A 12407-nucleotide genomic window follows, 5' to 3' on the forward strand; every position below is an offset into this window, starting at 1 on the left:
GCGTAGCCCCCAATGAGTGTGTAGGCGAGTAGATGAAGTGATGGCAAAGCGGTCAGACCGTGGGTTGGGAAAGCTGTGCAGAACTCAGGGCTGTTCATGGATTAGCCCGCCAGTGAGATGAGCTCCAACCTCGCGAATCACCATCAGGGCCCGCAGCGGATCTCAGGATCCGCATTGCTTCCAGGCCGGATATAAGACCGTAATGAACCCGCCAAGTCAAAACTTCAAAAATTCGCTTGCCACACGGGAGGCGTCCATATAAGTTCTGCCGCACCGCCCATTGACCGAGCACCGGAGGGTGCCCGGAGCGCAGCGTAGGGACACGGACTTGGGGTCGCCTTTCTTTGGCCTACATTTCTTTGGCGAGCAAAGAAACGTAGGTGCGCCGCCGGGCGCAATCCCGGCCTCCGACCTCGAGAGATGAGCAGAAGGTAATTAGCACCCGAAGCGCCCAATCAACCGCCGCTTGCCCTCACCCCCACCCTCTCCCAAAGGGAGAGGGAGTTGTCCGAAGAACCTGTTACCACTGCCCCGACTCCATCCGAATCGCCACTTCGCAATCCTCAAAGATCTCAAGCTTGGCGATCTTGACCCGCACACCCAGAACGCCAGGGAGTTGCAGCAGCCGCAGGGTGAGTTTTCCGATCAGCGACTCAAGCAAATTCACATGTTCAGCGGTGCATTCATCGATGATGATCTGACGCACCTTGCGGTAATCAAGCACGCGGTTGATGTCGTCATCATGTGGCTTGAGAGCCTGAACGCCCAGATTCAATTCGGCATCCACCTGAATCGGCTGGGTATCGGTCCGTTCATGGGCCAGAATGCCCAAAGTGGCGTCAAAGCGCAGGCCGGTGAGCGTCAGGGTTTGTTGGCCCGTGGAGACAGAAGAGGTCATGGCTTCATTAGAGAAAAATCGCGGTCGAACTTCATCAGGTGTTGCCCGCCATCGACCAAGAGCGTCGTTCCCGTCATGGAGCGATTTTCAAGCGCAAACAGAACGGTTCGGGCCACGTCTTCTGGTGTGGAGGATCGGCCTAGAGGGCTTAAGGCATGCAGCGCAGCAAATTCTTCTTCGCCCAGCATGTGACTGGTCAGTGTGAGGCCAGGGGCCACCCCCACCACCCGCACCTGCGGACTAAGAGATTGGGCCAGCAACGTGGTGGCCGTGTGCAACGCGGCCTTGCTGAGCGTATAGCTCAAAAAATCCGGGTTGGGGTTGAAAAGCTTCTGATCCAGCAGGTTCACCACACAGCCACTGACTGGGCCAGCGGCGCGCGCGGTGAGGTGGCTGTGCAGGGCCTGGGCGAGCAAAATGGGGGCCGCTGTGTTGGTGCGCCAATGGCGCTCCATCGCTGCGGCGCTGAAACTGGCGGTGTCATCGAACTCAAACACGCTGGCGCTGTTGACTACGGCATCGACTCGGCCCATCTCGGCCACCACACGCGGCAGCAGGGCGCGCACCGCTGCCTCGTCGGCCAAGTCAGTCTCAAAAAGTCCGGAAGCCCCTGCCAGCTCCTTGCAGGCCATGGCCGTCTCCCTGGCATCCTGACCGGACGCTCGATAGTGGACGGCCACGTGCCAGCCGGCGCGTGCCAGCGTCAGCGCAATCTCGCGGCCAAGCCGCCTGGCAGCACCCGTCACCAGCACGGTACGGTGCGCGTCGGATGAAGATGTAGGCATTTAGAGAGACAATCAACCTGTGCAAAGCGAAGCAATCAGTTTAGCCTCCCCCTTGCAAGCTCGGGTGGAGAAGGTCATTGCTGCCTCTGGCGGCTGGATAGGGTTCGACCGTTTCATGCAGCTGGCGCTGTATGAACCCGGCCTGGGTTATTACGCCAATACGGCGCCAAAGTTCGGCGCCATGCCTGCCAGCGGGAGCGATTTCATCACCGCCCCGGAGCTTTCACCGCTGTTCGGCCAAACACTGGCGGTGCAGGTACGGGAGGCGCTGGATGCCACGGGCAGTGACGATGTTTGGGAATTCGGCGCCGGTTCGGGCGCCCTCGCAGCACAAATGATGAAGTCTTTGGGGGAGCGGGTGCATCGCTACCACATCGTCGACGTCTCCGGCACTCTGCGGGCCCGTCAGCAAGCGGCTTTAGCGGCCTGGGGAGAGCAGGTGCAATGGCACGATACGCTGCCCGAGGCGATCAGCGGTGTCGTGATCGGCAATGAGGTGCTGGATGCCATGCCGGTGCAATTACTGGCGCGTTTGAACGGGGTTTGGCATGAGCGCGGTGTTGCCTTGCATGGCAACGGGTTCGCCTGGGCGGATCGCCCCAGCCCATTGCAGCCCCCCTTCCCCATTGAAGGCGAGCACGACGTGGTGACCGAAATTCACCCCCAGGCACGCGCCTTCATTTCCACGTTAGCGGCGTGCCTTCGCGCGGGCACCGGCGGCGCGGCTTTCTTCCTCGACTACGGTTTTCCAGAAGCCGAGTACTACCATCCTCAGCGTATTGGCGGGACGCTGGTGTGCCACCGGGCGCATCAGGTTGATGACAACCCTCTGATTGATGTCGGCATCAAGGACATTACTGCCCACGTGGATTTCACGGGCATAGCCATGACCGCACAAGATGCCGGTTTGTCTGTGCTGGGATACACGTCACAGGGGAGGTTTCTGCTCAACTGCGGCATGGCCGAGCTCATGCAGACGGTGAGCTTGCCTGAACGCGCCACGGCCATGAAGCTGGTGGCCGAGCATGAGATGGGAGAGCTGTTCAAGGTGATCGGTTTCTCCACCAGCGACAGCTGGGTCGCACGCGGGTTCGCCGAAGGCGACCGCACTCACCGGCTATGAAATAAGGCGCCCCACATGATTCGGTGGATCATCGTTATCTTCGTCGCCCTGATGTTCATCAGTTGGTTTACGCCGCTGCTGCAAAAACTCGGTTTCGGGCGTTTGCCGGGAGATTTCCGTTTTCGGCTGTTTGGGCGCGAGTGGTTCATACCGCTCACCACCACGCTATTGCTCAGCGGGGTGGCGAGCTTGATCGCACGCGTGCTGTGATCACGAAGCGCCCGGACGAATTCGAGGCGCAACAGCACTCAATCGCGTAGCAGGCCCAATTGCTTCGTCAATGCTGTATCGGGTTGCAGGCAGGCATCATTCACCGGCGACGTGGCAGGCTTGCATTTGGCCAAGTGGGTCAAGATGGCGCGATTCACACGCTTGAAACTCTCTTGCTCTTGCGGCGACTGACTACTCGAACCGGCCGGTTTTTCAGCGGTCGAGGCTTCCGCCAGGGTCGCCTTGGTGAGGCTGCTATTGACCGGAAAACTGACTTGGGTTTGCAGAACCAGTCGTTTGCGCGGGACGTCTACAGTGGCCAGCACGATGCGGGCAGGGGCCAGTGCAACTTGTCCATCGGAGAACTCGAGCGCGGCGTACACCTGCACATCGCTCGGTACCCGCACTTGGAGAGGCGTGCGCTGACCAGGCACTCGCACCGACAGGCGGTCGCCGGCCTGCACAAAGCCAACCCGCGTGCGGTGGCCGCGCTGGACCGCGTGCGGCCCCACGCATCCTGCAAAAACAAAAGGCGTGGTTTCACGCTTGACCCACAGCTCGCCCACTTCGCTGCGTTCGTCCATGACTACCGTGGCACGCGGCGTGCCTGCGGATTGCCTCACGCCGGTCAGAGTGCCGCCGTGCACCAGCAACCCCGTGTAGGGATACCACATAGTGGCCTGGTTGTAAGCCGCGCCGCGCTCGGTGCAATGGAAGGCTGCGTCACCTTCCACATCACTGTTGAAGACACCCTCGGCACGCACCTCTGGCGCATTGCCCTCGTCGTACGCCACCCGCTCCAGCGCATTGCCGCGTATGGCGTAGGTCAGCTTGGTCACCATCGTGTGGTAACGGCCAAATTTATCCTCCGCCTCCATGGTCACATACGGCTCCTGACCACTGAACTTTGTTTTCTTGCTGGCTGCGGCAGCGACGGCTTTATCTCCGTCAGAGCTTTTGCTGCTCTGTGAGGCTTCTGGGCTGGGAGTGGGCACATCGCCTGCTGGACTGCCAGGACTGCCGCTCGCACATCCCGCCAACAACGCGCCCAGGAGCACGACCGTGCTCATACCCCCAACGAGTCCATTCCATTCCCGTGTCATCGCCTGCTCCCTGAAAGACTTTTATTATGGCCTGCCTATGGGAGCCGTTAAGGCGAGGACTTTAGGCCTCAGCTGGCTTTTCGAACACCACCTGCCGTTCGAACAAATCAGCAATCTCACTGGCTGACAACCCGAGATCATCACTCAGCACCTGACGCGTGTCCTGCCCCAGGTCCGGGCCGCTGTGCACGATTCGCCCAGGGGTATCAGACAGCTTTGGCACCACACCAGGATGCACCAGCTCACCCAGTTGCGGATGCGGCACCCTGGGCAGCATGTCTCGGGCAGCAAAGTGGGGATCGGCAAAGATATCAGGCATGGTGTAGACCCGCGAGACAGGAACTTCCGCCACGAGCAGCATTTGCTCGATCGCAATCCCGTCGTGCTGCATCGTCCAGGCCGAGACCACGCTGTTGCAATAGGGAATATTGGATCCGCGCGTACGAATGGAGGACATCAGCGGGTCGTTTATCAGTTCCGGCTGCCCCATGACCTCGATCAGGCGCTTGAAGGTGGCGTCGCTATTGGCGGCAATCAGCACGTAGCCCCCGTCCTTGGTGGGGTACAGGCTGTTGGGCGCCATGTTCGGCAGGTTGGGGCCCACGCGGTTGGGAATGAAACCGGTAGTCTCGTACGCAGGCACATACGCTTCCATCTGCGCGAAGGCAGCTTCGTACAACGCAGCATCGACGACTTGGCCACGCCCCGTGCGGTTGCGTGCCAGCAACGCGGTCACCGCACCAAAAGCAGCGTAGACCGAGGTAAGGTAATCGGTGGTGGCCAAGGCGACTCGTGCTGGCGGGCGATCCGGATCGCCTGTGAGGTGGCGCACGCCGGCTACCGCCTCACAGATCGCACCGTAACCAGGCCGCTTGCTGTAGGGGCCGGTCTGACCATAACCCGAAATGCGCACCATGACCAGGCCTGGGTTTTCTTTGGAAAGATCTTCATAGCCCAGGCCCAGGCGTTCCATCACGCCAGGGCGGTAGTTCTCTACCAGCAAATCGCTTTTCAGGGCCAGCGTGCGAACGAGCTTCACGCCATCTGGCTTTTTCAGGTCAATAGTGATCGCGCGCTTGTTCCGCAAGATGGTGGCGGCATAGAGCGACACGTCATCTTTGTGCCGCCCCATGCTGCGGAGCGGATCGCCCGCAGGCGGCTCCACCTTGATGACATCCGCACCAAAATCCGCCAGCAGCCGCGCGCAGGCAGGGCCGGCTACGGTAGAACACAGTTCGATGGCTCGGTAGCCAGACAGCGGCCCCAAAGGCACTCCCCCAGCGGAAGGCATTTCGGCTTGTGTTACGTTGGAATCGCGTTGCGTCATGCCTTCACCTGCAACAGCCCCAGTTCATTCACGATGCCGCGCATGGACTGGTACTCCCTTTCGTAATAGGCCTGCGCTTCTGCGTGCGGCATGAAATTCGAGCGGCTCTGATTTCGCTCCACGAGCAATTTCCACTCCTTGTGCTCCACCAGCTCCTTGCACCGACCTTCCCAGTAAGCAAGTTGTTCGGCCGAGATGCCTTTGGGCGCGATGATGCCCAGCGCGGAGCTGAAATCTGAATCCACTCCGCTTTCGCGCCACGTGGGAACATCCTTGAACGCTCCGCCCAGCCGCTGCGGGGAGCTGATGGCCAACAGCCGGATCTTGCCGCTTTGCATCATGGTGATGACGTTAGGCGTTGTAGACGCCACTATTTCCAGGTGGCCCCCCACCAGAGCCACGATGGATTCCGACGAGGATTTAAAGGGTGCCACAACCAACTTCTTGATGTCCACCCCGCCGGCCTTCAAGGCTTTGGCCGTTCCCACGTGAATGTGATTGCCGATACTGGTGGCCACCCCCATGCGCTGGCTTCCCGCGTCGCGCCGCATGGCCGTTAGAAGGTCGCGCACGTTCTTGATCGGCGAATCAGCCCGCACCGCCAGTGTCAGGTACTCATCTTGCAGCACGGCAATAGTCGTGAACTCACGGTGGGGCAAGACATCGAGATTGCCCGTCAGGTAACTGGCTATATAGCCGTGCGTATTGAGAGAAAGGAAGTTGCCATCGCCTGGCCGTTGCTTGAGAAAATCGAAAGCGATCTTGCCGTTAGCCCCTGGCTTATTGGTGACCAGGAAAGTCTTACCGGGTGGGGCATCACCCGTTTCATCGTAGAACTGCTTCATGGCCCGGCCCACCTGATCGAGCGCCCCCCCCGCACCGGCTGGCACTAAAAATTCCACGTTCTGATCGGGCTTCCAAGCCGCTGTCGCCACGCCTGGAAGTAGACCCGCCAATGCCACGCCTGCCATGCCACCCACTGCGCGGCGGCGGCTCTGGCCTTGCTGTGAAAGCTGCGATTTGCCGTTGCTCATGCTTGTCTCCTGTATTTTTTCTAACGAAGTCTCACGGCCTGACGCCAGTCCGTGCCTTCGGCCCGGTTTGGGTACGCAAGCGGTGCTGCGCCGCCTCAATAAACTGGCAGAGATAAGGCCGGGTCTCGCGGGGATCAATCAAATCCTCCACAGCGAACGCCTCGGCGGTGCGGAATGGCGACGACAGTGCTCGTAGCTCCGCCTCGATCTCGGCTTCGCGGGCCTGTGGATCTGGCGCTTCCTCGATCTCCTTGCGGTAGGCGGCCTTGACGCCGCCCTCGATAGGCAGCGAACCCCAACTGGCCGATGGCCAGGCAATCTTGAAGTTCAGTCCACTGCGGTCCATCACACTGCCACCAGCCACACCGAAGCACTTTCGAACGATGACCGTGTAGATGGGCACCGTGGCCTGTGCCAACGCGTAGCGTTGCTGAATGCCAAAGCGCATGATCGCTTCAGATTCAGACTCCACGCCCACCAACAAGCCGGGAACATCGACAAAAAACACAAGTGGAATGTTGAACGAATCACACAGCTCAATGAAGTGCGACTGCTTACGCGCCGCCTTCACATCGACAATGCCACCGACCATGGGGTTGTTGGCGATCACGCCCACCACGTGCCCATTCATTCGCGCCAGAGAAGTGATCACTGCGCGCCCGAAGGTAGGCTGAATCTCGAACACGGAGCCTTCGTCGACCACCATGCTGACCAGCTTTTTCATGTTGTAGGCGCGCCGATCAGACCGCGGAATGATGTCCACCAGCGCATCCTCGCATCGGTCAACGCGGTCAGCAGAGACGATAGACGGCGGCAGCTCCCAGGCGTTCTGAGGCATGTAGGAGAGAAAGCGACGAATTTGTCGCAAGCAATCTGCTTCGTCGGCAGCCACGTTGTCAATGGTGCCAGCGGTGTCCGCAGCAATCTTGGCACCGCCCAGATCGTTCTTGTGCAGCCGCGTGCCAAAGGCCCGCTCCACCACGGGCGGCCCCGCAGCAAAGATCTGGCTGGTGTCACGCACCATCACTGTCCAGTGGGCAAGCACCGCACGGCCTGCCGGCCCCCCTGCAACAGTGCCCATGACCGCGCTGACCACCGGCACGATGCCCATCAAGGAGGCTGACCGCTCGAATCCGTCCCAGCCGTAGCCCGGAATGACCGAGTATCCCTTGCGCTTGACTGTGTTGACCGTGCCACCGGTTCCATCAATGAGGTTGATCAGCGGGATGCGGTATTCAAAGGCGAGATCCTCGACGAACCCCCCTTGCCCGCCTTTGCGCCGGTCGCTGCCAAAGCCCGTGCCGGCGCGGATGGTGTAATCCTCTCCGCCTACCGCCACCGCTCGGCCGTCGATAGCGCCCAGCCCCATGACATAAGGCGCAGGTTCGAAGCCTGTCAGCTTTCCATCGATGTAGGTCGCCTTGCCCGCAAGCTTGCCAACCTCGCGGAAGGATCGTTCGTCGAGCAGGCCGGAAATGCGTTCACGTACTGTCAGCTTGCCGGCTGCGTGATGCTTCTCTACGGCGGCAACGCCGCCACAGGCCTCGGCCAACTCCCTGCGGCGATGGATTTCTTGCGCTTCTTCTCTCCAACTCATACTGACTTCTCCTTCATTGGCTTCATTTGCTTTGTAGCTTCAGGTCGTCGATCAGGCTTTTGGTAGCCGTGTATTCCGTGGCCAGGTAGCGACTCATCTCGGCTGACCCCATGAACATCGGCCGCCAGTTCTGTGCGGCCAGGAATTTCTTCCACTCAGGGGTTTCGCTCACCGTGCGGAAAGCGTCCTCCCAGTACTTGATTTGCTCAGGTGTCATGCCCTTGGGACCGAGCACGCCCTGCACCGATGAAAAGACCGCAGGCACACCCTGCTCTGTCCATGTGGGAATGGACGAAAGCACACCACTCAAACGCTCTGCCGTCGCCACGGCGATCACCCGAATCCTTCCGGCCTGCATCTGCGTGATGACATTGGGCGTAGAAGCGGCCACCAGATCGAGGTGCCCGCCCAGCAACGCCGTCATGGATTCAGCGGAAGACTTGAACGGAATCATTTGCAGCTTGGCAATGTCGACACCGGCCACCTTGAGCGGTTTCGCGATGCCCGCATGTATGTGGTTGCCTATCGCAGTGGCCACCCCTATGGAGAGCGAGTTGGGCGCAGCCTTGAGCTTGTCGACAAGGTCTTTTGCGTTCTTGATGGGCGAATCAGCCCTCACCGCTACGACGATCGATTCCTCCAGCATGACTGCGATGGGAGTCAGTTCCTCATAGGATGCCGCGACATTGCCAATGGCGCGGGCATTGAGCATGCCGGTGGTGAAAGTGGACAGCCAATGCCCATCACCTGAGTGCTGGAGCAAGGCCTGTATCGCGACCGTGCCAGCGCCTCCGCTGCGGTTGGAGACGATGATGGGTTGATCGATCATCTTCTTGCGCTCCAGCGTCTGCGTCATCTCGCGCGCCGCAAGATCCAGAGCAGCGCCCGGGCCCGAAGGCACGAGATATTCCACCTTGCGACTAGGCTGCCAGCCTTGCGCGCAGGCCAGGGAAGACCACGCCATCACCAGCACGCAAGCGGCAGCGATATTGACCAGGATGCGCGAAACCGGCTTGAACGCCGAGATTCGGTGAGAGGGAAACTGAACAGCGATATTCATGGAACCTCCTTGGTATCAAGAAATTCGACGCGTCATAACCATTTCCGATGCGCTTCATCGGTAGCGAGGCAAAGAGCCATCGCGGTCGTCTGGTGCCCTCTCTCCTCAGTGCAGGAGCGAAGCTGCGCTCCCGCCTGGGCCTGGTCAGGTCTGCACGATGGCAAGCACCTGTCCATCCTCCACGGAATCACCCTCACCCACCATCAATTCAACAACTTCACCGCTTTTTTCGCTGGCAACCGGAATCTCCATCTTCATGGACTCAACCACCATCACGGCGTCCTCGGCTTCTACCCTTTGGCCTACCGGAATCAGAATCTTCCAGACCTTGCCGGTCACTTCAGATCTCACTTCAATGCGCGCCATATCGATCTCCTTGGTTCAATAGTTGCAAGCACCCACGCTACATGGCGCAGCGCCCGTGCTGACTTGATCCAGAATCTAAGATCAAACCATTAATTAGTCAACATCGTTTACCATCGTGTCGTGATTTGTGAAGCGACTCGTGTGGCGGTGCTACATTCCCCGGCGCATGCTCACTAGAAATCAACTGCAAACCCTACAGGCCGCCCGCCGACAAGGGATCGGCCGCTTACTGCTACTGGCACGCCGCGACTTCCTGGATCGCCTGGCCGATCGCATGGCCAATGACGCTTTCGTCATGAGCCACGCGAACGAGCACAAGGCGGTGATGAGCCAGGCCAGCGGGCGATTGCTGCCATTCATTGATCTGGACGGCACACGCAGTGTGGACTTGGCGCGCCGCATGGGTGTCTCCAAACAGGCCATAGGGCGTCTGGTCAAGGAACTGGAAGAAGCGGGCCTGCTTCATCGGGAGCCCGATGGCGCAGACAAGCGCGCCTTCCTGGTCAAATTCACGGAACCTGGCTTGGACTATCTGAGATGCATGCATGCAAGCATCCAGCGCATTGAAGACGAATACACAGAAATCGTAGGCGCCGAGCGCATGCAATCTCTGCGCGAGTCCCTGAGTCAAATCGCTTACGGTGAAGAAAAATGAAAGTTGTCTATTGGCCCAACATCCCGCTAGGGCGCAATGAACTCATCGCGATGCTCCAACAGGTTCAGGGCATTGAGCTGGAGATCGTGACCACTCAAGAAGAGGTGGCCCGGGTTTTACCAAAGGCAGAGGGGTTGATATCTGCCAACCCTTCGCCGGAAGAGGCGGCACTGATCGCGTCCATTGTGAAATCGGAAAACTCACTGCAATGGATGCATGTGGTGAGTTCGGGCAACGATGGCGTTCCGCTTTGTAAACTACCGCCTGAAGTGCGGACCTCCAACACGCCAGGCGCTACTGCAAACGCCGTGGGTGATCACGCCATTGCACTATTGTTTGCCCTGATCCGAAGCTTGCCCACCGCCTGGGAGCAACAGCGCGCGCAGAAGTGGTCCAAGGGTCTGCTGTCGCGGCGCGCCACCTCCATCGAGGGCAAGACCGTCGTGATCCTGGGCCGCGGCGCTATTGGCCAGTATCTGGCGAAAGTCCTGGCTGGATTCGACGTCCGTATCCGCTTCGTATCCCGCAGCGTGGCGACTGACGCCGGTGCCGAAAAAGGATTCCAGCTGCATGAGATGCGAGACGCTCTTCAGGGTGCGGACATCCTCATCTGCGCCATATCTTTGAGCGACTTGACCAATGGCATCGTGTCAGAAGACGCCCTCCGGGAAATGAACCCTGGTAGCTTCTTGATCAACGTGGGCAGGGGCCCGTTGGTCGAACGCCATGGACTGCTGCGGTGCTTGCAAGACGGTCATCTGCAAGGCGCTGGGCTCGATGTGACAGACCCAGAACCTTTGCCTGAGGATGATGAGCTCTGGTCAGCACCAAATCTGATCATCACACCGCACTATGCCGGCGCGGGCAGCAAACAAGCGGGCCAACGGGTGGCACAAGCCGCTGAAGACGTCATTGCTTCGGAGCTTCGCCGCAGAAGCGCATCGTCTTAAAAAACTCAGCCCACTTGAACTGCTGAGTGTCGGATGGACGTCGCTGATTTCACCATGTGTGGATGAACACTTGAGATATGCTGCGGCACCCTTGGCCTCAACGCGGCGGCGTCCAACGGTCAACAATGGATTGCCAGGTACCGTCCGCACGCATCTTCTCGATCGCGTCGTCGAGTAACTTGAGCCGATCTCCCTTCCCCTTGGGGGTAGCCATCGCGAGCGGCAGCTCAAGGAAGAGTCGGTCGCCTGGCGTGATCTTTCCAGGATATTGTTGCGCGGCAAGCATGGCTCCGACTTGCTTGTTAAGCGCTGCAGCATCAGCCTCGCCATCGACGAGTCGCTTGAGGCTTTCGTCGTAATCGGCAGTGACGATGAGTTTCGCTTCGGGCATATGCTTCGCGATGAAGCCGGCGAGTGGCCCGGTCTTTGGTGTGACGATGACCTTGCCATTCAACCAGTTCGTGTCTGCCGGCGCTATGGCCGGCGCGCGTACGAAAATGGCACCACCGGACATCATCAATGGACGCCCGAAGTCCATCGTCTTCAAACGTTCCGCATTGACTGCTATCGGAAAAATGATGTCGGCACGTCCGTCGTTCAACGTGCGCTGAATTTGCTCGAACGGTACCGGCACGAACTGGATGGGCACTCCGGCTCTATCTGCCGCCGTCGAAACCAGATCGATCGCCATGCCCCGGGACCGGCCATCAACGCTCTCAGCAAACGGCGGAAAGTTCTGGTCATGCGCAAGGCGCAAAGTCAGCGCTTTGGCATCGTTACCACCACTGGCGTAAGCAGACATCGCGCCGAACAGACAAGCGAAAACCGAACGGCGCAATATTGAACTGATACTGGGAACGAACCGCCCGATGGGGGCACTCGGCTGAAGAAGGACAGCCCGAATGCGTTGCAGTAGCGAGTCACTAGAAAAAATCGAAGTGCTATTTGCCATTCACTCTCCTGTTGTGAGGGCTAGCGGGCCCCCTCATTTTTCTGCCCGGCACCAACCCGACAAGGATGTGTTTCAGTCATTAATTTATATTACTAATCATAATTTTAGAAGTCAACTAAATTTATTTGGAATACGGCTGGTGTTTCTACTTAGAAATGCTGCGCCAAAGCCCGCGCAATCAGACGGGCCTGCTCCCCGATCAATGCCTGCTCATCGGTAGGGCGTCTAGCTGTGTGAATCTTGATAGCTAGGGCGTGTTCACACTAAATTCACCCCCGCGTGAGGTTCTGGCGAGCCGCAATCAAGGCGCAAACCGCAGCCGGGTTGGACACCCGGCGAGGGTTTGC

Annotated in this window: 13 protein-coding genes; 4 read left to right on the forward strand and 9 right to left on the reverse strand. The window is 59.3% G+C overall.

Annotated elements, in window-relative coordinates; translation table 11 throughout:
* Positions 1-520 precede the first annotated feature (520 nt).
* Both G518_RS0125910 and G518_RS0125915 read right to left on the reverse strand, forming a co-directional pair.
* A complete protein-coding gene (locus G518_RS0125910; protein WP_028604969.1) occupies positions 521-898 on the reverse strand; it encodes a dihydroneopterin aldolase in 378 nt (125 codons plus the stop codon).
* Positions 895-1683: an SDR family oxidoreductase gene (locus tag G518_RS0125915; RefSeq protein WP_028604970.1), complete on the reverse strand. Its 789-nt coding sequence runs from the start codon at positions 1681-1683 to the stop codon at positions 895-897. Before G518_RS0125915 ends, G518_RS0125910 begins: the two co-directional genes overlap by 4 nt.
* A gap of 115 nt (positions 1684-1798) precedes the next feature.
* Here G518_RS0125915 and G518_RS0125920 point away from each other — a divergent pair, with 115 nt between their 5' ends.
* Complete coding sequence (locus G518_RS0125920) at positions 1799-2806, forward strand: class I SAM-dependent methyltransferase (protein WP_156909551.1); 1008 nt, start codon at positions 1799-1801, stop codon at positions 2804-2806.
* A 15-nt stretch (positions 2807-2821) separates the two neighbouring features.
* Complete coding sequence (locus tag G518_RS0125925; protein WP_028604972.1) at positions 2822-3016, forward strand: DUF2905 domain-containing protein; 195 nt, start codon at positions 2822-2824, stop codon at positions 3014-3016.
* Between the two features lie 38 nt (positions 3017-3054).
* On the opposite strand, the gene G518_RS0125930 is transcribed toward G518_RS0125925, so the two are convergent.
* The 6 genes from G518_RS0125930 to G518_RS0125955 form a co-directional block, all read right to left on the reverse strand.
* Positions 3055-4119: a hypothetical protein gene (locus G518_RS0125930; RefSeq protein WP_156909550.1), complete on the reverse strand. Its 1065-nt coding sequence runs from the start codon at positions 4117-4119 to the stop codon at positions 3055-3057.
* A 61-nt stretch (positions 4120-4180) separates the two neighbouring features.
* Complete coding sequence (locus tag G518_RS0125935; protein WP_245598136.1) at positions 4181-5446, reverse strand: CaiB/BaiF CoA transferase family protein; 1266 nt, start codon at positions 5444-5446, stop codon at positions 4181-4183.
* Positions 5443-6480, reverse strand: coding sequence for a Bug family tripartite tricarboxylate transporter substrate binding protein (locus G518_RS0125940; RefSeq protein ID WP_051237414.1), 1038 nt, complete (start codon positions 6478-6480; stop codon positions 5443-5445). Before G518_RS0125940 ends, G518_RS0125935 begins: the two co-directional genes overlap by 4 nt.
* Before the next feature lie 31 nt (positions 6481-6511).
* A complete protein-coding gene (locus tag G518_RS0125945) occupies positions 6512-8077 on the reverse strand; it encodes an acyl-CoA carboxylase subunit beta (protein WP_028604976.1) in 1566 nt (521 codons plus the stop codon).
* A 22-nt stretch (positions 8078-8099) separates the two neighbouring features.
* On the reverse strand, positions 8100-9137 hold the full coding sequence (locus G518_RS0125950) for a Bug family tripartite tricarboxylate transporter substrate binding protein (RefSeq protein WP_084652290.1): 1038 nt from the start codon (positions 9135-9137) through the stop codon (positions 8100-8102).
* 144 nt (positions 9138-9281) lie between these two features.
* The gene (locus tag G518_RS0125955; protein WP_028604978.1) at positions 9282-9503 is read right to left on the reverse strand and encodes an acyl-CoA carboxylase biotin carboxyl carrier protein subunit; all 222 of its coding nucleotides are present in this window, start codon (positions 9501-9503) and stop codon (positions 9282-9284) included.
* A gap of 166 nt (positions 9504-9669) precedes the next feature.
* Between G518_RS0125955 and G518_RS37035 the strand changes: the two genes are divergently transcribed.
* Positions 9670-10158 (forward strand): MarR family winged helix-turn-helix transcriptional regulator, encoded by a 489-nt coding sequence (locus G518_RS37035; protein ID WP_051237415.1) that lies wholly within the window; start codon positions 9670-9672, stop codon positions 10156-10158.
* On the forward strand, positions 10155-11108 hold the full coding sequence (locus G518_RS38800; RefSeq protein WP_051237416.1) for an NAD(P)-dependent oxidoreductase: 954 nt from the start codon (positions 10155-10157) through the stop codon (positions 11106-11108). The genes G518_RS37035 and G518_RS38800 overlap by 4 nt, the downstream gene beginning before the upstream one ends.
* Before the next feature lie 97 nt (positions 11109-11205).
* On the opposite strand, the gene G518_RS0125970 is transcribed toward G518_RS38800, so the two are convergent.
* The gene (locus tag G518_RS0125970) at positions 11206-12060 is read right to left on the reverse strand and encodes a substrate-binding periplasmic protein (RefSeq protein ID WP_028604979.1); all 855 of its coding nucleotides are present in this window, start codon (positions 12058-12060) and stop codon (positions 11206-11208) included.
* Positions 12061-12407: the final 347 nt, after the last annotated feature.

Source organism: Ottowia thiooxydans DSM 14619 (assembly GCF_000422885.1).
GTDB classification, from domain to species: Bacteria; Pseudomonadota; Gammaproteobacteria; order Burkholderiales; family Burkholderiaceae_C; genus Ottowia; species Ottowia thiooxydans.